The sequence below is a fragment of the Vibrio qingdaonensis genome (genome assembly GCF_026191675.1).
GTDB classification, from domain to species: domain Bacteria; phylum Pseudomonadota; class Gammaproteobacteria; order Enterobacterales; family Vibrionaceae; genus Vibrio; species Vibrio qingdaonensis.
Genome location: NZ_JAKRRY010000044.1, coordinates 16950 through 43666 on the forward strand (window position 1 = coordinate 16950; position 26717 = coordinate 43666).

Below are 26717 nucleotides of genomic sequence, written 5' to 3' on the forward strand. Positions count from 1 at the left end.
AGATTCACTGGATACTGATGACGATGGTTCGGCATTGAACGAGTCGGTTCAAATAAGCCTCTATAACGAGCATGATGTCACCTCGGCACGGGCTTTACTTCGTAGTCAATTTTCGAACTGGGACAGCCGTGTCAGTGGCAGCACTATCACGCTCTCTTTGTCCGATGATGAGAAAGTGTCGCTGCGAAATCTCACCGTCCAACAGAACTTGCAAATCATGCGAGGTCGCATCGCCGAGTTAGGCATTACAGAAGCCTCAGTGCAACGCCAAGGTGAAAACCGCATACGCATTGAACTGCCTGGCGTTCAAGACCCCGCTGCCGCCAAAGACGTGATCGGTGCTACTGCCTCTTTAGCCTTTCACTCGATGCCCACAACACAAACCAGACAAACCCTATCACTTCTCGACCGTGACGGTCATCCGGTCAATGTCCATCGACGCGCCATTTTAGCGGGTGAGCATATTATCGATGCCAGAGCGGGCATTAGCGACATGGGAACCGCAGAAGTCAATATTTCGCTCGACTCTGCTGGCGGCCGAAAAATGTCGCAATTTTCGCGGGCCAACATTGGTCAGCCTATGGCGACGCTCTACAACGAGTACAGTCGTGATGCCAAAGGCGAAAGCCAACAGGTAAGTGAAGTGATTAGTGTTGCCACTATTCAATCTCAACTCGGCAGCCGATTCAGAATCACAGGGGTTGGGAGCATGCAAGATGCTCAAGAGCTCGCGCTACTGCTAAGAGCAGGATCGCTGACCGCCCCTGTCACCATTATTGAAGAAAGAACCATCGGTCCGTCACTGGGGGCTGAAAATGTCCAAAATGGCTTTGCTGCACTTGCTCTTGGGTTGGCGCTCACACTGAGCTTTATTGCTTTGTGGTATCGCCGGATGGGCTGGGTTGCTAACTTCGCTTTGCTGGCCAATATGGTGTGCTTATTTGGACTCATTGCGCTTGTTCCAGGTGCTGTCCTCACGCTGCCGGGCATCGCAGGTATGGTATTAACCGTTGGAATGGCCGTTGATACAAACGTGTTAATTTTTGAACGTATCAAGGACAAGATGCGTGAAGGGAGAACCTTTGCACAAAGCATCGATAAAGGCTTCCACAGTGCCTTTAGCTCAATTTTCGACGCAAACTTAACCACCATGATTGTTGCCATCGCGCTTTACACCATCGGTAACGGGCCAATTCAAGGATTTGCCATCACGCTAGGTCTTGGGCTACTGACTAGTCTTTTCACTGGGGTATTTTTGTCCCGTGCCATCATCAATCTCATTTGGGGGCGTGATCAGCGCCGTGACGTAAGGGTTTAGTCATGAATGTATCTCAATATTCACTCACTCATGTTCGCTACAGTATGTCGGCGGTTTCAGCGCTGCTTTTTGTTGTCGCAACGCTGTTTATTACCACTCAAGGCTTTAACTGGGGTTTGGATTTTACTGGCGGTATTGTCGCCGAAGTTCGCCTTGACGAAGCGTTACATTTAACCGAAATAAAATCCCATCTAGAACAAGCGTTAATGCAAGACGTTCAAGTCGTGAGCTCTACAGAGCCTCGACGATGGATTCTTCGCTATAACCAACTTGGCGATCAAGCACTCGCCTTATCGCCCATACTGGAGTCAGTCAGCCACAATGTGGAAGTGCTCAATAGCAGTATTGTTGGCCCGCAAGTCGGACAAGATATGGTCGAACAGGGCGGCGTTGCGATCTTAGCGTGCTTTGTCTTGACCATGTTATACCTGAGCTATCGCTTTGAATGGCGACTTGCGCTAGGTGCGTTGGTGGCATTGGTGTATGACGTCGTTCTTGTTTTAGGGCTTTTCTCCGTGACTCAAATGGAGTTCAACCTGACCATCCTCGCCGCGGTTTTAGCGGTATTAGGGTACTCTTTGAATGACTCCATCATCATTGCAGACCGAGCGCGTGAACTCTTTAAATCCAAACCCGCGGAGTCAGCCAATACCCTCATTAATCAGGCCGTAAAAGCCACTTTTTCAAGAACACTCATCACGTCAGGCACCACGCTTGTCACCGTATCCAGCCTATGGTTACTGGGTGGACCGGCTCTTGAAGGTTTTGCAATTGCCTTGTGCTTGGGCATCGCCAGCGGGACATGGTCGTCAATATCGATAGGCGTCACTTTGCCTCAGCTCATCGGTATTAGCCCATTACACTATCGCGTCGAAAAGCCCACATCTGAGGAGGTTCTGCCATGACTCGGTTTATCAAGCAGGAGTTGGTTTTCTTACTGGGTCTCCTCACTGTCGTGCTGTTCCAGTTTGGCGGAGAGGGCATACTTCAAACACAAATGCGATCGACAATGGGCTTGGTGCTCACAGCGGGTCTGTTTATAGTCGTCATGGCGGCGATATTTGCAGTCGTGCGTCATTCGGATGCACTAGCGATTAAGCTTGGTGACCCTTATGGGACGCTCATCCTAACCATCTCTGTTATTTTGCTCGAAGTCGTGATGATTTCATCGGTCATGCTCACAGGAGACGCCAACCCAGTATTGGCACGTGACACCATGTTTGCGGTGATCATGACAGTATTAAATGGACTGGTCGGGATTACGTTGTTAATAGGAGGACTCAAATATCACACGCAAAAGTATAACTTGGATGGCCTAAAGTCGTACTTAGTCGCTATCGTGCCGTTAGCGTTGTTGTGTCTTGTACTACCCAACTTCACCAGCGTGGATGAGCTTGGTTCGATGTCGAGTACGCTCACCGTAACGTTAGTACTGGTCTCCATCGTTTTATACGCAGTATTTTTATTCATACAAACCAGCAGCCATACTCACTTTTTTATGGATGAAGATCATCAGGATGAGCATGAGTTCCACGGTCCGCTAGGCAGCAATCTTTATCACTCCCTCATGCTCGTTGGTTACCTGCTGGTGGTGATCTTGCTTGCGAAGAGCTTAGCCATTCCTATTGATGGTACTGTCGGTTTACTCGGCGCTCCTCCAGCCTTAGGCGGTTTAATTGTCGCCATTTTGATATTAGCTCCGGAAGCTGTCGGCGCGGCAAAAGCAGCGCTCAATAATCAACTACAGCGTGCCATGAATCTGTTTTTTGGTTCAGTACTTGCGACCATTGCGTTAACGGTGCCAGCGGTTTTGCTTATTTCCAGCCTCATCCAACAGCCAATTCAACTGGGGCTCGCGCCGGCAGAAATGGTATTACTTGCCACTACACTCGTGATGACAAGTGTCAGTTTTAGCAGCGGACGAACCAATTCCCTTAATGGTGTTGCTCACCTCGTCTTGTTTATTGCCTACATCATCTTGATGTTTGAGTAGTTCCACCCAACACTCTTGTGCTGCCTCAGCACAAGAGTGTTCATATTACGGAGGGGATCCCAATGTTGGATATTTTTGTCGCCATATGGCACCACGATTTCGAAACCTTGCAGCAAGTCAGTTCGTTAAACGGTTTTTTACTTCTGCTCGCTTTGATCTTGCTACTCGAATCAAGCTTTGTCTTCTTACCCCTGCCCGGCGATAGTTTAGTGCTATTCGTCGGTGGGTTAGTCGGCCTTGGCATCGTTGATTTTTACCCGGCTGCCAGCGCACTGTGTTTGGCGGCTTCAATCGGTAGTGTTAACGCCTATTTACAAGGCAGAGTTCTCCACAAAACACGACTTGTTCCCTTTTTGGATCGCGTCTTACCCCATGATGCCTTGCCCAGAGCAAGGGAGTTGCTGCATCACTATGGATTCTTATCACTGTTCATCTCACGTTTCATTCCCTTTGTCAGAGTTCTGACCCCAATGTTAATGGGCTTATCTAAATTAAGTATTTTCCGAACAGTGATCATAAGTATTACCAGCTCAGTCATTTGGTGTTTGGTATTAATGCTATCAGGGAAGTGGTTAATGATTCATCCAAAGCTCAGTAACTATCAAGAATTCATATCTAAAGGGCTACTCGTCATGAGCTTCATGTTAGTTTTGGCGGCTATCTTTGGGCTGTTATATCGTTATATAACGTCAAAAAGCGAACGCGTTAATCTCTAGACATCGCTTTATCTCAGATCCAATTAAATAAGATGGCAGTGGCAATTCTTATCTTTCAGCCCTAATAACGCTAGGGCTGTAGCGTGCCCATTCACGTTCATCCAAACTCTCTTTGTCAGGTTTCAAAAGCCAAAAGTGCATTTCTCTAATTCATCGTCAAGGCCACCCACTCACTTTAAAGTAGCCTTATTCGAAACTACACACATACGACGGATTGCTAAGCACTTCATGGATGAAAGAAAGACTTAACATTCAGAGAAGAACAATGAACAAAGCATTCACAATCACCGCAATTCTAACCACTCTTTTTTCCACGACGGTATTAGCGAACAAACATATCGACTTATCCAACCCGCACGGTCTATACAACAAGTTTTCTGTTGGCTATGGCAGTCATGATTTTGATGTCAATGCTCAATTTTCTAGCCAGGTTAACGACGATTGGAGTTTATTGGGGACTTATCATAGCGACGACAATTTTGCTAACCATGACCTAAGGCTAAATGTCATTAATAAGTCAGGCGTCGGCTACTTCGTTGGCTATGATTATGACGCAAATTACGACAACAGAAATATCAGGGCCAACACTGTAGAAGCAGGGTTACACGTTAATGTCCCACTCAACAAAAATGTTCGCTTAGTACCAGGGATGTCATTGGGTTCATTCGAACATCAGAACATGACGAATAAAGCCTACTATACCCAATTGTCCTTTGGCATGATTTATAACACAGCAAGCAACCTATGGTTTAGTTTCACACCAGAGTATACCTTCAACCTAAACGATATTAAGGAAGACAACGGTCGTCGTGACAATTTGCGAGCATGGGACGTCACCGCGGATGTAGGATACAACATTAACCGTAATCAAGCCGTAGTGTATACCTATCAATACGACGCAGGAGATCACCTTTCACGCTTTACCTATAAAGTGGGTTTCTAAACACCGTAACGAAAACCGTTCCCCTAACGCAGGTAAACGGTACTCATCCTGTCCGTCAGTTATCACTGTCATCTGGGCACTTACCCGTTTTAGGATCGACTCCAATCCAGTACTTTCCAGTGCTCTTGATGGCTCAAGCGCTGTAATTGACGACAAGGGTTAACCAAATACACAAAGTCAGCATACTGACATAAAGGCAGATCGTTAATCGAATCGGTAAAAAAATGAATAGCCTTATAGGTCCGGTTTTGCTCAACAAGCCATTGCTTTAAACGAATGACCTTGCCGTCACGATAGGTTGGAACACCCTCTATCTCTGACGTATAAGTGTTCTTTTCTTTAACCAAATCAATCCCCATCGCCACATCAATACCAATGCGTTGAGCGATGGCGTTAACTAAAAAGCTCACCGATGCAGAAATCATAACAGTATCAACCTCATCGCGCTTAAGGCTAGCAAGCAAAGCTTTAGCCTGAGGATAAAAACGCGGCATAATTTTTTCATCGATACACTGCTCGACCCATAATCCAACCTCTCGATCAGAAATGCCTTTTAATGGTGCTATCGAGAAGCTCAGGTAGTCCTTCATATCTAACTCGCCTTGAGCATAGAGGGCCATTAAGCGAGCATCTTCTTCACGAAAATTAGCGGTTGTCGTGATTTCTTTCTCAACCAAAAACTCATGCCATAGTACCGCACAGTCGACATCAAAAAGCGTTTCGTCCATATCAAAAACATACAAGTCTTGAAGCATTATTCGTTCCATTATCTTCCCGCGAGTGTGACGACATTAGCAACATTGGCGCTAACGAATATTGAACGTAATGCTAATCAATCATTATGACAGCTTGATGTTACCTAGATTTACGTAACTGGAGTGAGGAACATTGAAAAGGGCGAAGGGATAAGTATTAAGTGTTAAAGAGAGTAATGTCGAAAAGATGAACGCTATCGTCAACTCAAAGAAATCGCTTCTTAAACTGAGAAGGGGAGATCCCCTGTAAACGCGAAAAAGCATGAGTAAAAGTGCTTTGACCAGAAAACCCCGTTAACTCGGCCACTTGACCTAAGTTCAAATGCCCTTGCTCAATCAGGCGCTTGGCGGCATCAACCCTTTTATTTAACACATATTGGTGCGGTGTAATGCCAATCTGCTCTTTGAATAACATATGAAATTGGCTTTCCCCCAAGAATACACTTCCCGCTAGCTGCGATACCGATATTTTGTGGGAAAGATGCTGATCGATATAGCGATCAATCTGTTCAAGATCAAAACGAGAATCTCGTAGCGCAGTTTTAAACGCGGAAATATGACGTTGTAGCAATGCAACAACCGTATCATTGCAAGCGCGGCTCAATAACAGATCATCGGGACTATTCTTCATTTCGGCGACCAGCAGCTGTATCAGCTTTTGGATCTGTGTATCGAGTTGGAAATACGTTTTATTCTTAGATAACTCATTGATACGATGTAGTAATTCAGGGTCGTCGTCATTAGGTATAGGTAAATTCAGCACCAAAATATCGGGTTGATCAACCACGCCACCGAAAGCATGATCAAGGCCTGATGTGACAACACACCCCTGACCCGGCCCAACTAAGTTACCCACGCCACCCACTTCAAATTCAGCCTGACCTTTTAAACCAATCACTACCTGCGAATAATGGTGATCATGAGAGTCCATATGAGAAGGTAAACGGACTATTTCTGCCGGTTTTGGGGAAGCATGATCAAGAGGTAAGTTTGATTTATTAGGCATGGTTCAAGGCGCCAGTCATCGCGAGGAAGAAAACGAGAGTATAGCGATTTCACTCGATTTTTGAAAAGGTATTCATAGTCGAATACCAAAATTGACCACCACAAGTGCTAAATTCAAGCAGTTATGGAACACAACAAAGGATCCTTACTTGATCAAGCTTCCGGAACCATGATCATGAAGCCATAAGTTACGGTGGTTGTAATTTGAACTATTTCACGATTTTGATATAAAAAAGCCGCAATAATTGCGGCTAGATATAAAAACAGTTAATGCTCAGCGGAAATAATTAAGGCGCTAAACGCTCGATGTCCCACTGACCCACACCATCTTCTGTAAACAAAAAGCGATCGTGTAAGCGATTTTCTCCGCCTTGCCAGAACTCTATGGACTCGGGTCGAATACGATAGCCGCCCCAAAATGATGGCACTGGAATTTCACCTTTTTCAAACTTCTTCTTTAACTCAAGGTACTTTCCTTCAAGGACACCACGAGCTGAAATTCGGCTACTTTGCTTACTGGCAATGGCGGCAAGTTGGCTCTCTTTAGGGCGCGAAGAAAAATACTTCATATTCTCTAACGTGCTGAGTTTTTCCGCCACTCCAGTAATATGCACCTGTCGCTCCAAAGGATGCCACGGAAAATGTAAACTGACTTTGCTATTGACGGTAATATGCTGTGCTTTGCGGCTACCCAAATTGGTATAAAAAACAAAACCGTTTTTATCGACATTTTTAAGCAACACAATACGCTGAAATGGTTGGCCTGTTTCATCAACCGTTGCCACTGTCATCGCAGTCGGATCCGTTAACTTAGCTTCAACAGCCTGCTCTAACCATGCGTTAAATTGATCGATAGGATCTGCGAGTAAATCCTGACGACGTAACCCACCCTTTGAATATTCACGGCGGATATCTTCGAGTTCCATAACCATTCCTCAACGTTTTTTAGAATTTTGCGCTTATCGCCAGCAGAAAACAACCCTGTATGCGACAACTCATCATCGATTTTTGCTGGTTATCTTCTAGTTTGTCTATATCCGTCATTATAACGGGACAAAACAGACAATATTTCGATATATCATTACTTTGCATTCACAAAAGTAGTACTAAACTCTAGTATGTAGGCTAGTTTAATAAGAAGACTAATAAAATGACACTCAATAACGCTCATCGTTATTGCAAAGTAGATCGAGTCTTCAGTGTACGCCAGTTACAATTTGACAACAGTAGTAATAGTATTAAACGATCGGATAACGTCATCTGATATCAATCGCGGATAGGACATGAATAAAAACGAATACAATAAAGTTTCTAACGCCGAAATCGACTATATAGACGATAAAACCGCCGCGCTGCTACTCAATACACCCACCAGCGCACGGATCATGCTGTGGGTCGTAGTGCTCTTTTTCATTTGCGCTGGTGTTTGGGCATCTTGGGCTGAAATAGATAAAGTGACGGTTGGTCAAGGCAAAGTGATCCCCTCCTCTCAAATCCAAGTCATCCAAAATTTGGAAGGTGGCTTAGTTAAGCAAATTTTAGTCAAGGAAGGGGATACGGTTAAAGAAGGTCAGCAACTGCTGCTGATTGATGATACTCGTTTTCGCTCTGACTTTAGAGAAAGAGAACAGCAAGTCCTTAATCTGACGGCGAATGTACTGCAACTATCCGCATCACTGACCAGTGTAGTCATTAACGAGGACGTGGATAATAAAAACTGGCAGCAGTCGGTCACTTTACAAACCGATAAACTCGCCTTCCCCCCTACGTTTGAATCTGACTACCCAAAGCTTGTTAGCCGTCAACGAGCGGAATATAGACAAGATTTAAATGAACTGCGTAACCAACTTTCCGTTCTTGACTACCAAGTACGCCAAAAACAGCAAGATCTTATCGAAATACAAGCCCGTGTTCGCAACCTAAGACAAGGCTACAACCTAGCAAAAGATGAACTTAACATTACTAAGCCTTTAGCCGATTAGGGGGTCGTCCCTAAAATTGAGCTGCTTAAACTTCAGCGTCAAGTGAACGATACCCGACGCGAGTTAACGTCAACAGAACTCAAGGTTCCGGCGCTAAAATCGGCGATTCAAGAATCCATGCTCAGCCGAATCGATATCGCGCAAAAATTTCGCTCCGAGCAGCAGGAAAAACTCAATCAGGCGCAAGATAAACTCTCTTCAATGACCGAGTCAGCGGTTGGTTTAGAAGACCGAGTAAACCGAACGACGGTAGTTTCACCCGTCAACGGCACTGTAAAAACGCTCAACGTCAACACCGTTGGTGGCGTCATTCAGCCCGGTATGGATTTAGTTGAAATCGTCCCGACCGAAGACACTCTATTAGTGGAAGCAAAAATCGCCCCACAAGATATTGCATTTTTGCGTCCCGATTTGCATGCCATTGTTAAGTTCAGCGCTTATGACTTTACTAAGTATGGCGGTCTCGATGGCGTACTTGAACACATAAGTGCTGACACCACACAAGATGAAGAAGGGAATAGTTTCTATATTGTTAGAGTAAGAACCGAAATCACAAATTTTGGTCAAGGTGAATCGCTACCCATCATTCCGGGGATGACGGCATCTGTTGACATCATTACAGGAAAACGAACGGTTCTCGATTATCTATTAAAGCCGTTAATCAGCGCCCAGAACAACGCATTGAAAGAGTAAAGCGGACTGTGTTAACGGATAAGCGGACAGGAAGTCTGCCAATCAAAATTAAGCACTACCTACTCAGTATCGCAGTGGCGGCGGGGCTATTGCTTGCGGGTCATTCCGGCGCCTATACCAAACAAGAACAAACTTGGATCAACACGGTCTCAAACGTATATGGTGAACGAGCAGGTAAACGTGTCGAAACATGGCGAGCGATCATTGCGGAGTTACAAGGCCAGTCAGAGCAAAAGCAGTTAGCGGGAATTAATCAGTTTTTCAATCAGCTGAATTTTGTGGATGATATCGACTTATGGGGAAAAAAAGACTATTGGGCTACACCTTTGGAGTTTTTAGGTAGTAATGCAGGTGATTGTGAAGACTTTACCATTGCAAAGTATTTTTCATTATTGGAGCTCGGTATTTCAGACAAAAAGCTCCGACTGGTTTACGTTAAAGCCATTGAGCTTAATCAGTTCCATATGGTACTTGCCTACTACGAAACACCTCGCGCTCAACCATTAATTTTGGACAACTTAATTGGTGAGATTAAGCCCGCCTCGAAACGAAATGATCTACTCCCGATATACAGCTTTAACGGTCGAAACCTTTGGGTGATGAAAACCACACAAGGAAAATTGGCTGGCAAGTCGTCGAGACTGAAATTATGGAATGATTTGCGCTCTAGAGAGCGCTCATTGAAGTTAAGGAAACCCAAGGTAAATTACGACGAGTAAACAATTATGACACTATACAGACAGCTAGTGGTTAGCATGATAGCGGTATTTATTCTGCTCTTAACGTCGGTGTTTATCATCGAGTTTAACACCACAAAAAACTTCCTTGAGCAGCAGCAACGTTCAGAGGTACACAATACTATCAATACCGTTGGTCTAGCACTTGCTCCGTATTTGAAATCGCAAGATACCGTTGCCGTCGAGTCCGTCATCAATGCTTTATTTGATGGCAGTACCTACTCGACCGTCCGTTTGGTCTTCCTAGAGAATGAACAGGAAATCGTTCGCAGCTATCCGATTCAGCCCAACGGTGTTCCTGAATGGTTCACTAACCTAGGGATCTTCAATCCCATCCACGACTCTAGAGTTGTCACCAGTGGCTGGCTGCAGCTCGCTGAGGTGGAAATAATCAGTCACCCTGGTAACGCCTACGCAGAGCTTTGGGGGGCGCTAAAACATCTCGTGATCGCTTTCATTGTTATTTTCATCTTCGGAATTGTGGCAATATCCTTCATTTTGCGACGAGCACTAACCCCTCTAAGAGCCATTGTTCAAAAGATGGAGCAGGTTGCCCACAAACAATTTGGAGCGCCTCTGAAGCGCCCTAACACCAAAGACCTTATCGCTGTGGTCGATGGTATTAACAGTATGTCATCGCACGTAGAAGAGTCATTTAAACAGCAAGCTAAAGAAGCGCAAAAGCTCCGAGAGCGCGCCTATATGGACCCGGTCTCACAGCTGGGTAACCGAGCGTTTTATATGGGTCAGCTTAACCAATGGCTATCTGAATCCTCTCTTGGTGGCGTCGCTATTCTTCATGCTGAATTCATTAAACGAACGTACAAATCTGCCGGCTACGAAGCCGGAGATGGTCAAGTGAAAGAACTCGCCGACTTACTATCTCTGAGTATTAATATTCCCAACGCTGTGATCGCTCGGATATCCACGGATGAATTTGGTTTTGTCTTCCCCAATATTGATGAAAGTGAACTCAAATTAGTCGCCAGCAGCATAGTGAGTTGCGTGCAAGACCTCAACTCCGACCCGACTGGGCTGAGCAAAGCAAAATCGGCATTAGGGGTTGTGTTTAATGAGGAGCGTAAAAACTCAACGCAATTGCTGTCGGTGTTAGACAATGCGTTGACGAAAGCCAAAGCGGACCCGGCGTTAGATTATGGCTATGTCACCACAGAAACGACTGGCGCGATTCTTGGTAAGCAGCAATGGCGCAATATGGTTGAAGAAGCGATTAGTAATGATTGGGTCACCTTCCGTTTTCAGGCTGCGAATAGCAGCTGGGGCGAGACCTATCACCGAGAAGTCTTCTCTGCGATTGAAAAAGACGGTGAGCGTTTTACCGCTAATCAATATCTGCTTGCCCTTGAACAGCTTAATGCTAGCCACATTTTTGATGAACACGTTATTGTTTCGGTAATCGATAAGCTAGAGAAACAAGAGATGCCGGATCCTATCGCCATCAATATCGCGCCAACCAGTATTGCCGAGCCTAGCTTTATACGCTGGATATCTCAAACGCTGGCCAAGCATCGTAGCATTAATGACAAGCTTCATTTTGAGATCCCAGAGACGTGTTTCATCAATAACCCTCACCATACGGCCTTGTTCTGTAATGCTCTACGCAATGAAGGCGCTAAATTTGGGGTTGATAACTATGGCCGAAATTTCCATTCATTAGAATACATTAGTGAGTTTAGACCTGATTACGTCAAACTCGATTATCTCTATACACATCAATTGGATGATGAGAAACAGAAATTCACACTCACGTCAATTTCTCGAACCGCACACAATTTAGGTATAAAAACTATCGCCTCTCGAGTGGAAACGCAAACTCAGTTAGATTTCCTATCTGAACATTTTGTGGATGTATTCCAAGGCTTTATCGTCGATAAATAACAAGGTGCCGATAGCATGAAAGACCCAATACTGAATTCGCTGATCTACATCAGCCGATACTATGGGCTTGCCAACTCTCCCGAAGCGCTGGTGAATGGCTTACCACTGTCAGAAGGTAAATTAACGCCATTCCTACTCCCTAGAGCCGCCGAGCGGGCTGGGCTAGTCGCGAAAGAAAATCGTTCAACACTCGACGGTATTCCGTCCATTGTTTTTCCCGTCATTTTATTGCTAAAAGGCGGTGATGCTTGTGTCTTGAACAGCATTGATTCTGAGAACAACGAAGCAGAAGTGATCACTCTCGAATCAGGATTAGTCCCCATATCGGTTCCCCTAGACGATCTGATTGAACAGTTTATTGGTCGATACTTTCTGGTAAAAAAGCAGTTTCGCTACGACGAACGCTCACCAGAAGTACTTAAAACCCGTGAAGGGCACTGGTTCTGGGGCACGATATGGGAATCAAAACACATCTACCGCGATGTCTTAATGGCATCGCTAGTCATCAATATATTCGCCGTTGCCGCCCCGCTTTTTACCCGCTTGGTTTATGACAAAGTGGTTCCCAACCTTGCATTTGAAACCTTGTGGGTACTCGCAGCCGGGATTTTTATCGTCTTTGGTTTTGATCTTGTCCTCAAATTAATGCGAAGCTATTTTATTGATGTAGCAGGAAAAAAGTCCGATATTCTTATTTCATCGAAGCTCTTTAGTAAGGTGATGGGGATTCGAATGGAGTCGCGACCGCCATCTGTTGGTGCTTTTGCTCGTCATCTACAAGAGTTTGAATCCATCCGAGAATTCTTTACCTCAGCCACCATCGCTTCACTGATTGATCTGCCCTTTGCGCTGCTGTTTTTAGTGCTCATTTGGTTAATGGCTGGCAACTTAGTGATTATTCCCATTATTGGCGTCGTCATTTTAATTATTTATTCGTTACTTATTCAAGCACCGCTACGACGAGCTATTGAAGAGGGCTCGCGCCTTGCTTCACAAAAATACGCCAACCTTATCGAAAGCTTAGCAGGCTTAGAGACAGTTAAAATCTTCGGTGCTCAAAGCCAGTATCAATACCGCTGGGAAGAAGCCGTCGCGCATATGGCGAACTGGAATATTAAGAGCAAACGTATTACCGATGGCATCCAAAATACCGCAGGGTTTGTCCAACAATCGAGCAACGTCGGCATGGTGATTCTTGGTGTCTATCTTATTTCAGATGGCAATCTCACTATGGGGGGGCTTATCGCCGCAACCATGCTGAGTAGCCGCGCTATTGGTCCTTTGGTTCAGCTCTCATTGCTTTCGACTCGCTACAATCAGGCAAAATCGTCAATGACGATTATCGAGCAAGTCATGGCAATGCCTGATGAACAAGAGGAAGGTAAACGCTATATCCACCGCCCAATTATTCATGGAAAAATCGAACTGGATCGCGTGACATTCCACTACCCAGATTCACCTATGGCGTCTATCCGAGATTTAAGTCTAACGATAGAGCCGGGAGAAAAAGTGGCGATCATTGGTCGTATTGGTTCAGGTAAAACCACCCTAGAGCGGCTCATTATGGGGCTTTACCAACCCACAGAAGGCCACGTTCGAATTGATGACACAGACATTGCACAGCTTCACCATGTTGACGTGAGACGCAACATTGGCTGTGTTCCTCAGGACTGTAACTTATTCTTTGGGTCTATCCGTGACAATATTACCCTAGGCCGCCCTCTGGTCGACGACAGAGACGTTATGGATGCGGCAAACCGAGCTGGTGTGACCGTATTCACCCAGCAAGATCCTGCAGGCTTAGAGCGACAAGTTGGCGAAGGGGGGTTATTGCTGTCTGGAGGACAACGACAAGCGGTCGCTATTTCACGTGCGTTCCTTGCTCGCCCCCCTATTTTGATCATGGATGAACCCACTAGTGCAATGGATAACCGCTCTGAATTGCACATTAAAACGCAGCTCAAGCAACTCAAACCAACAGAAACACTGGTGCTCATTACCCATAAAACCTCAATGCTTGATGTCGTTGACCGGGTGATTGTTATGGAAAAAGGCGCCATTATTGCTGATGGGCCGAAAGCGCAAGTTCTCAACGATTTAAGACAAGGTAAAGTGAAAGCCGCCAGTTAAAATAATCAACTCTGCATCGAGTAAATGGTATCCATAAAAAGCCGCAGTCAAACTGCGGCTTTTTATTACTTTTTTACCAAATTAAATAAAGCGGTTATCGATACTCCCCGCTCGGCATTAACTATCATGGATAATCACGATATTACTCAAGATACTGTTATCTACCCCAGTCACACCCTCAAGCTCGATAGTGACCGTTTTCCCATTACCTTTATCAATATTAATTAAGGTATTACCATCCTCTTCCGTCACGGCGATGGTGTTATTATCAAGCAAGCTTTGCAGCGTATCGTCATCATCAAATAAGTCGACGAAGTCGATCACATCGCGATTGCCCGCTTCTTGCGAGAAGTCAGTAATCACGTCATGGCTGCCGTCCAAATCAGATTCTGTCCATTTGAACGTGTCATCACCTAAGCCGCCCGTTAGTACATCTGATCCCTGACCACCGATAATCAGATCATCACCATCAGTACCAGTAATCACGGTCACCCCATTACCGCCTTGCACTGCATAATCAACACTCTCTGCATCAAGGACATTACCGTTTGGAACAATATTGACATCAACCGTCGCCGTTTCAACGCTAGCTAGCCCATCAGAATCAACCGCACTGTATTCGAATTGGTCCGCGACTTCGGCATCCACCACTTCAACAGACTGCAAAACAAATCCCGCTTTTTTGTCATTGCCATCAACGGCAACAATACGCATTTCATCAAAGCCTTGCTCCGAGGACACGGAAATCGTTGCTTGATGATCAACTATCGTATCATTGTTCATCTGAACGGGAGTGTTGCTGACTAGATCGCCTCCAGCGTAGAGGTAGACAAATATATTCGACTGCCCTCCTCCATTTGCACTAGCACTGAATTGTCCCGTAAGACTACCAACACCCACCAAGGCTCGAGTCATTAAGCCTGCGGTAAACTTAATAGACATGTACTCTTTTTCCTGAGCTTCCGTCTCTTTCCCTTGGCCATTTTCATCAGCTCGCTTGGTATAGTAACCTCGTTGCTTAGCAGCGCCAGCACCATCAAATGCGATACTTTCAAGTTCACTATTCACATGAGGTTGTGAACCACCATAAGTGCCACCACTAATGGCTAGTCCTTGCTCAAGAAGCGCGGTCAAGTCTGACTCATACTCTGCCGTAGTCGCATCAAAACCCACATCTATGTCGTAATACACATCGACGCTATCTTCTACCAAGTCACCACTATCTAGGTCGAAGCGGTCTCCCGAACCACTCAAGAAATACAGCTGCCCAAATTCGGGCTCACCTTCAATCTTCACGAAGGTTTGCTTATCGTCGCTGGCATCATCTTCAAGATCTGTTACCCATTCTGAAAAATTAAGTGGAATCGTGTCGTCTTCAGCAAAAAACTCGAAGTCTGTCACTGATGGTTCAGTATTAGGAACCACATTCGGGTTCGGCACGACAGTCAAATTAATGACCTCCGACACCGTTTGATCCGTTGTGGGATGAGTGCTGTCATTCTCTGAGGACGTTGCTTCAATAGTAATAGGATACACACCAACATCATCAACTAAAACCTGTAGAGCCTCCAAGTTTTGCCATTGGGAGACATCGGCTTCAAGTGACACTCCTACCTCGAGTGTTTGAATGCCATTGGTCACAATAGAACCTTCTGGTAACCCTTTTAATACCAAACTTAATGACTCTGAACCATCCACATCAATTAAAGAAGCCGCGATGTCGCTGATATCAATATAGCTATCTTCATACCCATAGTTATTTCGAGTACTCAGGGAAATATTGTCTAACAACGCCCCGTAACTATCGACCTGCTCAGATTCAAACAATAGGCGATAATTGCCACTTTCTGGAGTCTGAAAGACAATGCTTTCCGAGTTCCACGCTCTATCAACGCTATCGTCGAATTCATACAATTCACTGCGAACGTCTTGATCATCGACCAAGAAGACTTTCACTGGTGAGCCATTGACTTGTCTTGCCGCGATATCGAAAGTTAAATGATAAAATGCGCCAGCTTTACCTTCAAAATCAGTAAATAACGAGTCGTCAGTATTACGTCGCCCTTCAATTTCAAAAATGTGGTTGTCTTTGTCTTGTGACTGGTTGCCTAAATAAACCCCTTCTCGTCCAACCTCACTTACAGAACTTGAGTTTTCAGTTCCCCAAATACCGGTTGACCCATTCGCATTAAGTTCAGTATCAGAAACGTTTCCACGCCAAGAGCTGCCACCTAAGCTAACATTCTCAAAATCAATGGAAGCTAAGATGACTTCACCAGAAACACTCAATACTGGTAAATCCGTTACTGGCTTAACCGTCACCTCGACGGTCGTCTGTTCAACCAACAAATCGGCGGAATCAAGTGCGTCAACCTGCAAAGAAAAATCAACATCACTATGCAAACCTGGCTGAATAAACAATTGTGCCAACTGAAGCTCATTCAACATAACAGCATTATCAACGACCGTTAGTTCATTAATGCCATCATAAATCTTCGCCCCGTCAGGAATACCACTAATCTCGACTTTCGTCGCATCGCTGCCTGTTGGTAAGCTTATCGCTAGGGCGATTTTACTGTCTTCATTACCGATCGCAGGCGCGGCAACCACATCTAATACACTGACCATTTCAATCGTTGAAATAGCGGTATTAGACGGCAGGCTTTGCTCATCAAACGTCGTAATTTCTATCACCCGATTGGTAAGGTCTGGTATTTGACTGTCATTGGCAAACTGTATGAGTTTAAGTGCGGCTTCATAATCATCAGCGCTCGCATTGCCATACAGGGAGATTTTAATCGCGCCAGAGCCCAACGTTTCACTGGAGTAAGCAATACCGCTCAACAGTGGGTTGCTAGACGCAACCACACTAAAACTATCCCCTGAGTGAGGATTCGTTAGAATCACTTCAGCCAAAGAAATGATGTTATTTTCGTCAAAAACGTCGACATCATTATCGACCACACCAATCGCACTGTCCCCTTCAGTAAATACCGACGCAAAGCCAGTCCCTGCTTCGCTAGCATCAAGATCCAAGATTGGTGCTGCGTTATTAATACGCTCATCAGCAATCGTAACGACCGATTCTTCACTCTCAGCACCATCGGAATCTACCGCTTGATACGTAAAGCGATCATTCAAGGCCGTTTCTAAGTATCTTAACTCCCAATTACCCGGACCGTCGGTACCCACACTAACTCCGGTGATCAACAGCCCTTCTTCAATGTTCAGATCATCCACTGAAAAGCTCAATTCGTGAAATAACTCTTCATTACCTGATGTATCTTTTTGTACATCGGGGATATAGTCCACAGTAGAGCCGTCGCTGAGCATCACTTGGATCGTCACGGCTGATTCATTACTATCGCCAAGCCCGCTATAGAAATAGCCGCCCATACCATCTAACCCTAAATTGATATGTGTTGCAGGTCGGTCTGCAAAGCCGATAGAAAGCAACTCCCCCTGATTGATGCCCTGACCACCACCGATACCTATCCCATGACCCACATGGTTATCTTGCACGTCACCCCGGTATTGCGTGAGGTTACCGCGATTACTACTAATAGTCACCGCATCACCATTTTCTAACTCAAGAGATCTATTTTTGTTATCGACCTCATCACCCCAGTTATAAAATGTCTCTTGAGTACTCTCAAGATCACTGTCTGTCGGGATAACTCTAGTCCCTAGAATAAACCCTTGAGCATCTTCATTCGCTTGGTAAGTAATTTTCGTTGGGTCGAAATTATCACCGTTATCCACTTGAGTTTGAGTGATCTCCACGCCGTCGTAATAAAGCGACCCACCGATAGGAAGTTCGGTAATTTTGACGTTTACCTGCTCGCCATTAATATCGTCCTCAATATCTGAAATATGATCGCTGCCCGCCCCTTCAATTGAGCCTACACCCGTATCAAAACTCACACCTACCGGATCATTACCTGAAATGGTAAAGCTAAAGTCTTCAGACTCGGGAGGCGAGTTTACCGAGATAACATCAATCGTTGAAATCGCGACGTTAGAAGCTAAATCTTGATCATCAAACACGGTCACTTCAATCTCACGAGGCTCCGTATTTGGGTCTTCACTATCATTTTCAAATTCAAGTTGTTTGAGCGCCGCTTCATAAACATCCGCGTTCGCCTCACCACTAATAGTCAGTAATAACGCCCCACCTACTGTGCTAGTCGTTATGCTAAGCCCGGTTGGTAACACACCATTTAACGATAACGAATCATTGGGCTGCGGGTTTGTGAGTCTGATTTCGGCTTTGCTGATAACATCAATATCGTCAGTGATAACAATATCGCTATCAACGACCATAATGGGGGTATCTCCTTCGGTAAAGGTTGCGGTATACCCCGAGCCACCTTCACTGCCGTCTAAATCTAACGTTGGTGCATTGTTATCGTTATCTCCACTCGGCACACCGCCAATTTCGCCATCGTCAGAAATCGTGGCATCAGCAGTAACGCCAACGACCCCATTGGTCGTCAGCCCTGCTGGCTCGGTGATTTTCAGTGTAAAGTCTTCATCCTGCTCATAGTGTTCATCATCCAAAATACCAACGTTAATATCGATACTTGTCACCCCTACTGGGATTTCAATCTCACCGTTCACAATGACAAGCGGTACATCAGCATTGCCGTTGTTATAAGTCGCTGTCGTAGTGCCGAAGTCATCGCTATTGGTATCCGTATCTAAACGCGAAAGCGCTATGGTTAACGGCACATCTGAGGCGTGGCTTAATTCCAGTTCAAAGCCGATGCTACCCGCATCTTCGCTGACCTCACCACCACCAGATAAAGACAATGAAATAGGGTCATTATCAAGGATACTGCCAGCCGCTGACTGACCATCAATGAGCAAGGTAAAGCTTTCATCGCCTTCGTAGCGATCATCATTAACCGTGGGTAATGAAACGGTAAATTCATCCACACCCTCAGGAACTTCAAGCTCTCCTGAGACTGCGTTGTAACTCACCCCGTTGCTAAACGTCATACTGGAAGGGTCAACATCGTTGATTGAGGCGGTATCACCACTGGTACCAAATTCAATATCAAAGAACGTTTTAACGTTGGTCGTGCCATCTAAAGTGACTAAGTAGGATAGATTTTCGCCTTCTATAACACTATCCGCATCAAGATTAAGTTCAACACTTCCAACACCAATCGGTGCTGGATTCACTAACACATTAACGGTCGCAGTATCAAAACCACCCTTATCATCCGTGATTTGATATTGGAACTCAGTCCGTCCAGAGAAATCTTCTGGTAGATCAAAGATAACGTTATCACCTTCAATCCGAGCATCCCCTTCGGTCTCACCAAAGACGTAAGTAATACGCACACTATCGCCGTCCACATCGCTGTCATTGGACAAGATTTCAGAAAGTGGGATGACGACAGGTTCGTCATGATCAAACACATAAGCGCCGGCCCCGACAATTTGAATGCCTTGCAAAAAGTAATCTGAGGAGTCCGTGCCGCGAGCAGGCCCGCCAGTAAAATCAACCGATTCGAACACGAGAGTGTCAAACGCCGAACCATTGGTTTCAATATCGAAGCTGCCTTTATGACCAGAGTCATTATAAAAATGATCACTGGCAACCAATGTGCCTCCTAGGTATGCCGACCATTTGCCTTGTTCATGGCTGCCAGCCCCACCTTCATTAGCAAAAAGGTTGGTCACCGAGAAAGCCCCGTCGACAGCAGGCTCTTTAAGCGTAATAATCAGCTGCTCGGACGCTTCTTCATCTCGGTTATGTTGGATTTGAGATTCCGGACCCGCGTTCGTCGTTCCATCAGGAATACCGATTCGATCAGAACCATCAATGCTGTAGCTGACCGTTTCACCATCATACTTGGCAACGATGCTTTCAACGTCATTCCAACCTTGATCGCCACTGCCCATATCCCCTTGAATTAGGGTATAGCTCTCGGGATCATCCACCGCGTCGGGATTCTGGTTGCTTCTTTGATCATCGATAGTCACTGTCGACTCTTGGCTATACGCACCATCGGAATCCAGCGCTTTATAATCAAACGAGTCTTCCAGAGCGACGTCTAAATAGCGCAGTTCCCAATTACCATTCCCCTCAGTACCAACGGTCACTGTTTCAATCAATAAACCTTCTGCTCCGGGGATATCCGCAGTAGAAATACTCAAATCAAAGTCCAAATCCCCATTACCTGATGTGTTTTTCTGATATGGGTCAAGCTCAACAGTGGAACCATCACTCAAGGTAACCGAAATAAGAACGGAGGACTCATTGCTATTGTTTAAGTTTTCATTAAAAAAGCCACCTAATCCATCAAGACCAAGACTAATGGATGTTGCCGGTCGATCTGAGAAATCAATGGTAATGGTTTCACCTTGATTAATGCCTTTGCCACCACCAACACCCAAACCGAAGCCAACATGATTCGCACCAGGATCACCACGGTATTGAGTTAAATCGCCCCCTGAACTGGTAATCGTAATAGTGTCATCACCTACCGTCAGCACTCGCTCTGCCGGAGTATTGCCTGGCTCACCCCAATTCAAGAAGTCACTTTGACTACTCTCTTCCTCTGCCAGCCCTTGCGGATCTTTAATCCCCAAAGTAAACCCTTGAGCGCTATCATCAGGAAGATATGAAATATTATTTGGATCAAACGGTGTCCCTTCCACCGCCCCCTCAACATGAAGATCGGCCTCTACGATCTCTCGTACGCTAACCCCATCGTTGTAGAGTAAGGTTCCGCCGATCGGAAGTTCAGTGATCACAACAGACAGTGCTTTGCTGTCCGTCGTACTGCGATCATCTTCGTTATCAGAAATATGATCAGATCCTCCCCCTTCTATCGGCCCTTCTCCGGTATCGAAATAGACTGGGGTTGCAGCGCCGTTAGTCACGGTAATCGCGAAATCTTCAGATTCTGGATCGTCATTTAAACCATGAACGGTTATCGATACCGTTTGTGGCTCACTTAGGCTTCCTTCGTTATCAACCGCGTAGTATGTAAACTCGACCACTTCTGATTCGCCGCTAGTAAGCGATTGGAAGTCTTCACCCGGATCAAAACTGTACGAGCCATCGGCGTTAAACGTTAGGCTACCTTTATCGGCAGGCACATCGTTTTGCAGCGCGTATGAGGCGATGGTGCCGTCAATGTCGGAGGCCTCAGGGACATTACGTGAAATGGACGTATCTTCATCCGTCATTTCATCCGCAGGCAACGCCACAGGCTTGTCGTTGATACCCGTCACCGTGATGGTGATGGTTTGTGGCTCGCTCGCTAAACCTTCATTATCCAACGCGATATAAGTAAAGGTGACGTCTTCGGAATCGCCATTGCTGAGGCCTTGGAAATCTTCGCCCGGATCGAAACTGTATGATCCATCCGAGTTAAACGTCAGGCTGCCTTTATCAGCAGGCACGTCGTCTTGCAGGGCGTATGAGGCGACGGTGCCGTCAATGTCTGACGCCTCAGGGACATTTCTATTAATTGACGTATCTTCGTCGGTCATTTCATCCGCAGGCAGCGCGACAGGCTTGTCATTGATGCCTGTCACCGTGATGGTGATGGTTTGTGGCTCGCTCGCTAAACCTTCATCATCCAAGGCAATGTAGGTGAACGTGACGTCTTCGGAATCGCCATTGCTCAAGCCTTGGAAGTCTTCGCCCGGATCGAAACTGTATGAGCCATCCGAGTTAAACGTTAGGCTGCCTTTATCGGCAGGCACGTCGTCTTGCAGGGCGTAAGAGGCAATGGTGCCATCCACATCAGTGGCGTCAGGCAGAGTGGCAGACAATACCGAGTCTTCATCCGTTTCAACATCATCATCAAAAGCTACTGGCGCATCATTGACTTCATTGATAGTGATTTCAACATCGGCAGACTGGAGCGAATTAGGCGCATCACGACCGTCATCAACGCTATAACCTAGGCTCCCTGCCTCTTCGCCTTCGTTGTAATCTAACGGGGCATCATATTGCAGGTTAGCGAGTTCATTTAACGTTAGCTCATCGCCAACAGACACCTTAGAACCATCCCCTAACGTAACGGTTCCCAAAGCAGGAATGTTAGTAATCCGGATAGTAAGCACATCGTTATTAGCATCGGTTGGTAACGTGATCGCTAGAAGATTATCTTGAGATTCTTCATCAAAGGTTCGAGAGTTGTTGAATACCACAGGAGCAGAATTAGCTAAGAATTGGAGCAGAGTGAGCGATTGTGTATTAGATAAGCCCTGTGCTTCTAGCCCCGACGTATCAAACTGAGTTTGAGCAATAGTTTGCGTGTCATCGCGGATAATATTCCCCGATAAGGTAGGACTAGAACTGCTCGCTTCACCTGCCGCAGGGGCTTGTTCTTCAGATTGAGTAGGGTCGGCACCCTCCTCAACTTGAGCAATTATCTGTTCGACATCCAGATCAGCAACATCAATTTCTTGTGCTGTGTTGTCTTCAGAAACAAATTGGACACTAAGATCATCACCAATTTCAGCGTTATCTAAGACATCGATAATCACATCCCCGGGACGTGGCGTGGCACCGTCTGGTAACAAAGCTAATTTACCAGCGCTGTCGAGTACTAACGTACCTGACACTTGCACTAACCCAATAAGAGACAATACACTCATGATTCACTCCTTGTATTGCTCCTTTGCTCACAGAAGCAATATCGTATTTCTACCTAGTCAGCTCTAGTTATAATAATTGTTTGAAATAAAAATAAAGCGACGCTAAGCCAAAAAGGGCTTTAACGTTTCCTTTACATTTAAATACCAGACCAAGTGTGTATTGGAAACCTTTCTATTGATTTTTTTAACATTGTCTCAAAAACGAAAAAAGTCTCGCATTTGCGAGACTTTTTTAAATGGTGAGTTGATATTAGCCGACTAAAGTAATGAACCCTTGAATTATTATAAGGTTAACAATATCAATAAAAAATGCGCCTACAATAGGGACAACCATAAAGGCTTGAGGAGAAGGGCCAAATCGATTAACGATTGATCCCATGTTCATTACCGCCGTTGGCGTTGCCCCTAATCCGAAGCCACAGTGGCCACCTGCTATCACCGCACCATCGTAATTGCCACCCATGACTTTGAATGTTACGTAATAGGCGAAAAAGCCAAGAATGACCGATTGTACTCCCAGTATAATCAAGAACGGTATTGCTAAATCGAAAATATTCCAAAGCTGTAAACTCATTAGAGCCATGGCTAAAAATAGTGATAAGGACACCGTACCGAGTATATCAACTGTTTCTGCATCGACCTTATAAGCTTTTGATACTTCGCAAATATTAGTAATAAAAACACCGACAAAGAGTGCGTAAACAAAGTCAGGGATCATCAACCACGACACTTCAAAGCTATTTACCCACGCATGCAAATACTTAGCACCAGTCACACATAACAATAGTATGAATAGCACTTCAACTACTTTCTTTGCCGTAACACGGTCCCGCTCGTACTCATTGTAGGTAACCAACTCCGGGAAGCGTTCATGAGTATCGTTACCACTGCCATATTCAGATTCAAAATTGTTTTTATCAATTAATCGCTGAGCAACCGGACTGCCGATAATACCACCAATGATCAAGCCAAACGTCGCTGATGCCATTGCGATTTCAAGTGTGTTACTGATACCAAAAGTTTCGGTAAAGGTTTGAGCCCAAGCAGCCCCCGTCCCGTGCCCCCCAGATAAGGTAATAGAACCTGCTATCAGTCCCATCAAAGGCTCTAGCCCGAGTGCTGTCGCCATTCCAACACCGACACTGTTTTGCACGATAATATAAGCTGACGCCACCGCTAAAAATAGGAATACCTTCGCCCCCCCTTTTAGCAGCTGCTTATAATTAGCAGCAAGACCCACCGTACTAAAGAACATCAACATAAATGTCTTCTGCAATGGCAAAGAAAACTCTAAGTTAGTCCCGTTAAAATGCAAAACTGTGATGATAAAGGCCACAATTAAGCCACCAACAATGGGTTCTGGAATGTTGTATTTTTTTAGTGTCGGGAACTTACTATTGATAATATGTCCAAGAAAAAGAACACTAATTGCGATCAAAAAGGATTCCAACGTTCCAACAGAGATAGTGTTGCCCATATAACCTCTCTATATGTTTATCGCTCATCTTCCTTAATGAGGTTAGATTAAATTGTATGCGTGTAGTAAGAATTTAGGATAGATAACGACAATAACCACGTCACCCAACAACCTTGTTCGGTTTATCCTACTCTCTTTAATGGGAATGTAACTTGAACTCAAGGTATTGATGCACAAAGCAGCTTTGAGCAAATACGCATCAGCTTATACCGAAAATGGCGTCTATACTGAGCGAGACAATATAGTCAAAAAAGATAACTACACAGCGCGAATGTTAAGGTGGCGGATTATAGCACATGACATACCCGACACCTAATCGCCCTATATATAAGGATAATAGTTGACCATGAAACCCCTTATACTAGCCGGATTGCTGTCCGCTAATTATGCCATTAATAGCAATGCAGCCATTAACTTTGAATTTGAAACAGCGACGACGAGCGATGACATCCATGCTCAAAAGGTCCTTAAAGAAAGTGAGTTAACTACGCTTGTTTCTGAACTATCCGACAACTATTTTCGTTTCGAGCAACCACTGACCATCATATATGGCAGTGATGACGGACCATTGTATGACCCTCAAAAACATTCGGTGCTCATCCCCTACCAGTTTTACACCGATTCGCTCAACTATTTCATCAAGCATGATTATGAAAAAAAATTTGGCAAGCCACCTGAGCAAGGTGCCATCGATACTATGCTACACACATTACTTCACGAGGCAGGTCATGCTTATGTCGCTGACCAAGGTATCCCAATCCTTGGCAAAGAAGAGGATGCCGTCGACAATTTTGCGGCTGTTCTGATGATTAATTACGTTGAGGGCGGCAGTGATGCTGTTGTCAGCGCCGCTGACATGTTCTCATTTGAGTCAGAAGAGCGTCCCGAATATTACGAGGTATCTGAATATATCGGTGAACACAGCTTTGATTTGCAGCGTTACTTTAGTGCACTATGCCTTGTTTATGGAAGTGACCCAGAGCGCTACTCGTCACTACTTGATGAAATCGAGGAGGATTACCGCGACGAAAGAAAAGATGTTTGCCTACAAACATTCACACAAGTTGATGAAAATTGGCGACACGTGCTGAATATAGAGAATTCTGAAAGCGATAATGAATAGCCACTCAATATTGAAAAGATGCTAGACCGCTTGCGTAGCATCTTTTCAAGTAAGCGCTATGTCCTACTATTGTCTCTTACGATCGATAGTGTTTAGATTTACATTGTAAAATCTAGCTTTCAGCATCACTTCTTACAGCCTTGAGCAGCACAGAGGTATCTGAACGTCCTTCTCCTTGAGCCGATAGTGTTTGGTAACGCTCTATCGATTGTTGAGTCAATGGTAGCGTTATCCCCTGACGCTGAGCTTCATCAAGGCAAAAGCCCAGGTCTTTTATCATCCAGTCTATAGCGAAGCCAAAATCAAACTTATCTTCTGCCATTGTGTTTGCTCGATTTTCCATCTGCCAAGATCCCGCAGCACCATTTTTAAGACAATCGACTAAGGCAGGTATGTCTAGACCACTCTTTTGAGCCAACAGTAGCCCTTCCGATAAACCAGTTAATACACCAGCAATACAAACTTGATTAACCATTTTTGCCCGCTGCCCCTGCCCTATGCTTCCCATCAGAACCGACGAACGACCATACGCGTTAAATACTGGTTGAAGATTGGAAAAAACCGCCTCGCTGCCGCCACACATGATGGTCAAAATGCCATTTTCAGCGCCTGCTTGCCCTCCAGACACTGGCGCATCAATAAACTCTATATCGTGTTCTTTAGCCGCCAAGCCTAACTCTTCAGCCAGTAGTGCTGACGTCGTGGTATGATCAATAAGAGTTGCACCACGCTTCATGTTGGCAAGTGCACCATTCGCTGAGGTGGTCATTTGACGAACATCGTCGTCATTGCCCACACATACCGCAACGACATCCGCATCCTTGACACAGTCCGCCACCGTTTCCGCATAGCAGCCATCGTATTCCTCTGCCCAACGGCGCGCCTTTTCAATCGTACGGTTGTAGACTGTGACTTCAAAACCGGATTTGACTAGGTGCCCTGCCATTGGGTATCCCATCACGCCAAGACCAATAAAACTCACCTTCATTGCTATCTCCTTTATTTTTATCGAATCCACTGCCGCAGTAAGCAAATGAGACGTCTTTCCATAAGCTCAACGTGAATTTCTTTTCATTAGTAGGTCTTTGTACACGAAAAATCGCCAACAATCACTACAAGCCCTCTCATAGCGCACATGAAGAAAGCTTGATCGCGCCAATGTCACAATTAAATTAGAATTATGTCATACCAATAGGAAGAATGATCAAGGCGAGATGATCCAATACCTTTACTGCCATGATCATCGTTCCATAGCAGTAAAAAATTATGATAAAAAAGCAGGATAAACAGAAAGATAGGCATAAAAAAGCCCGCGAGT

The 26717-nt window shown here is 45.2% G+C and carries 14 protein-coding genes and 2 pseudogenes; 10 read left to right on the forward strand and 6 right to left on the reverse strand.

Annotation, left to right across the window (positions count from 1 at the left end; all coding sequences use genetic code 11):
* Nucleotides 1-25: 25 nt before the first annotated feature.
* From secD to MD535_RS22090, 5 genes and pseudogenes are all read left to right on the forward strand, one after another.
* Nucleotides 26-1318, forward strand: a pseudogene (gene secD / locus MD535_RS22070) (protein translocase subunit SecD); the annotation flags it as partial.
* Between the two features lie 2 nt (nucleotides 1319-1320).
* Nucleotides 1321-2223 (forward strand): protein translocase subunit SecF, encoded by a 903-nt coding sequence (gene secF, locus MD535_RS22075; RefSeq protein ID WP_265677250.1) that lies wholly within the window; start codon nucleotides 1321-1323, stop codon nucleotides 2221-2223.
* On the forward strand, nucleotides 2220-3311 hold the full coding sequence (locus MD535_RS22080) for a calcium:proton antiporter (protein ID WP_265677251.1): 1092 nt from the start codon (nucleotides 2220-2222) through the stop codon (nucleotides 3309-3311). Before secF ends, MD535_RS22080 begins: the two co-directional genes overlap by 4 nt.
* Before the next feature lie 62 nt (nucleotides 3312-3373).
* A complete protein-coding gene (locus MD535_RS22085) occupies nucleotides 3374-4027 on the forward strand; it encodes a DedA family protein (RefSeq protein WP_265677252.1) in 654 nt (217 codons plus the stop codon).
* 265 nt (nucleotides 4028-4292) lie between these two features.
* On the forward strand, nucleotides 4293-4970 hold the full coding sequence (locus tag MD535_RS22090) for a hypothetical protein (protein WP_265677253.1): 678 nt from the start codon (nucleotides 4293-4295) through the stop codon (nucleotides 4968-4970).
* A gap of 89 nt (nucleotides 4971-5059) precedes the next feature.
* Here MD535_RS22090 and MD535_RS22095 read toward each other — a convergent pair whose 3' ends face one another.
* From MD535_RS22095 to pdxH, 3 genes are all read right to left on the reverse strand, one after another.
* The gene (locus MD535_RS22095) at nucleotides 5060-5725 is read right to left on the reverse strand and encodes an HAD family hydrolase (RefSeq protein WP_265677254.1); all 666 of its coding nucleotides are present in this window, start codon (nucleotides 5723-5725) and stop codon (nucleotides 5060-5062) included.
* A 205-nt stretch (nucleotides 5726-5930) separates the two neighbouring features.
* Complete coding sequence (locus MD535_RS22100; RefSeq protein ID WP_265677255.1) at nucleotides 5931-6731, reverse strand: AraC family transcriptional regulator; 801 nt, start codon at nucleotides 6729-6731, stop codon at nucleotides 5931-5933.
* 286 nt (nucleotides 6732-7017) lie between these two features.
* On the reverse strand, nucleotides 7018-7656 hold the full coding sequence (gene pdxH / locus MD535_RS22105) for a pyridoxamine 5'-phosphate oxidase (RefSeq protein WP_265677256.1): 639 nt from the start codon (nucleotides 7654-7656) through the stop codon (nucleotides 7018-7020).
* 357 nt (nucleotides 7657-8013) lie between these two features.
* On the opposite strand from pdxH, the pseudogene MD535_RS22110 reads away from it, so the two are divergent.
* The 4 genes and pseudogenes from MD535_RS22110 (at nucleotide 8014) to MD535_RS22125 (ending at nucleotide 14171) form a co-directional block, all read left to right on the forward strand.
* Nucleotides 8014-9405, forward strand: a pseudogene (locus MD535_RS22110) (HlyD family type I secretion periplasmic adaptor subunit).
* 47 nt (nucleotides 9406-9452) lie between these two features.
* Nucleotides 9453-10124, forward strand: coding sequence for a transglutaminase-like cysteine peptidase (locus MD535_RS22115; RefSeq protein ID WP_265677270.1), 672 nt, complete (start codon nucleotides 9453-9455; stop codon nucleotides 10122-10124).
* 6 nt (nucleotides 10125-10130) lie between these two features.
* Nucleotides 10131-12041: a bifunctional diguanylate cyclase/phosphodiesterase gene (locus MD535_RS22120; RefSeq protein ID WP_265677260.1), complete on the forward strand. Its 1911-nt coding sequence runs from the start codon at nucleotides 10131-10133 to the stop codon at nucleotides 12039-12041.
* 15 nt (nucleotides 12042-12056) lie between these two features.
* A complete protein-coding gene (locus tag MD535_RS22125) occupies nucleotides 12057-14171 on the forward strand; it encodes a type I secretion system permease/ATPase (protein ID WP_265677261.1) in 2115 nt (704 codons plus the stop codon).
* Between the two features lie 117 nt (nucleotides 14172-14288).
* Here the strand turns inward: MD535_RS22125 and MD535_RS22130 are convergent, their stop codons facing one another.
* On the reverse strand, nucleotides 14289-22799 hold the full coding sequence (locus MD535_RS22130; RefSeq protein WP_265677262.1) for a tandem-95 repeat protein: 8511 nt from the start codon (nucleotides 22797-22799) through the stop codon (nucleotides 14289-14291).
* A 250-nt stretch (nucleotides 22800-23049) separates the two neighbouring features.
* Entirely contained in the window at nucleotides 23050-24276 is a 1227-nt protein-coding gene (gene gltS, locus MD535_RS22135; RefSeq protein ID WP_265677263.1) for a sodium/glutamate symporter, read from the reverse strand.
* Between the two features lie 346 nt (nucleotides 24277-24622).
* Here gltS and MD535_RS22140 point away from each other — a divergent pair, with 346 nt between their 5' ends.
* Nucleotides 24623-25399: a DUF4344 domain-containing metallopeptidase gene (locus tag MD535_RS22140; protein ID WP_265677265.1), complete on the forward strand. Its 777-nt coding sequence runs from the start codon at nucleotides 24623-24625 to the stop codon at nucleotides 25397-25399.
* 112 nt (nucleotides 25400-25511) lie between these two features.
* Here MD535_RS22140 and MD535_RS22145 read toward each other — a convergent pair whose 3' ends face one another.
* Complete coding sequence (locus MD535_RS22145) at nucleotides 25512-26387, reverse strand: NAD(P)-dependent oxidoreductase (RefSeq protein WP_265677267.1); 876 nt, start codon at nucleotides 26385-26387, stop codon at nucleotides 25512-25514.
* Between the last annotated feature and the right edge of the window lie 330 nt (nucleotides 26388-26717).

Coding starts and splice junctions, on each gene's coding strand:
- MD535_RS22125 (WP_265677261.1), top strand. CDS start 12,057: ATGAAAGACCCAATACTGAATTCGCTGATCTACATCAGCCGATACTAT.
- secF (WP_265677250.1), top strand. CDS start 1,321: ATGAATGTATCTCAATATTCACTCACTCATGTTCGCTACAGTATGTCG.
- MD535_RS22100 (WP_265677255.1), bottom strand. CDS start 6,731: ATGCCTAATAAATCAAACTTACCTCTTGATCATGCTTCCCCAAAACCG.
- MD535_RS22130 (WP_265677262.1), bottom strand. CDS start 22,799: ATGAGTGTATTGTCTCTTATTGGGTTAGTGCAAGTGTCAGGTACGTTA.
- MD535_RS22080 (WP_265677251.1), top strand. CDS start 2,220: ATGACTCGGTTTATCAAGCAGGAGTTGGTTTTCTTACTGGGTCTCCTC.
- MD535_RS22095 (WP_265677254.1), bottom strand. CDS start 5,725: ATGCTTCAAGACTTGTATGTTTTTGATATGGACGAAACGCTTTTTGAT.
- MD535_RS22140 (WP_265677265.1), top strand. CDS start 24,623: ATGAAACCCCTTATACTAGCCGGATTGCTGTCCGCTAATTATGCCATT.
- gltS (WP_265677263.1), bottom strand. CDS start 24,276: ATGGGCAACACTATCTCTGTTGGAACGTTGGAATCCTTTTTGATCGCA.
- MD535_RS22090 (WP_265677253.1), top strand. CDS start 4,293: ATGAACAAAGCATTCACAATCACCGCAATTCTAACCACTCTTTTTTCC.
- MD535_RS22145 (WP_265677267.1), bottom strand. CDS start 26,387: ATGAAGGTGAGTTTTATTGGTCTTGGCGTGATGGGATACCCAATGGCA.
- MD535_RS22120 (WP_265677260.1), top strand. CDS start 10,131: ATGACACTATACAGACAGCTAGTGGTTAGCATGATAGCGGTATTTATT.
- pdxH (WP_265677256.1), bottom strand. CDS start 7,656: ATGGAACTCGAAGATATCCGCCGTGAATATTCAAAGGGTGGGTTACGT.
- MD535_RS22085 (WP_265677252.1), top strand. CDS start 3,374: ATGTTGGATATTTTTGTCGCCATATGGCACCACGATTTCGAAACCTTG.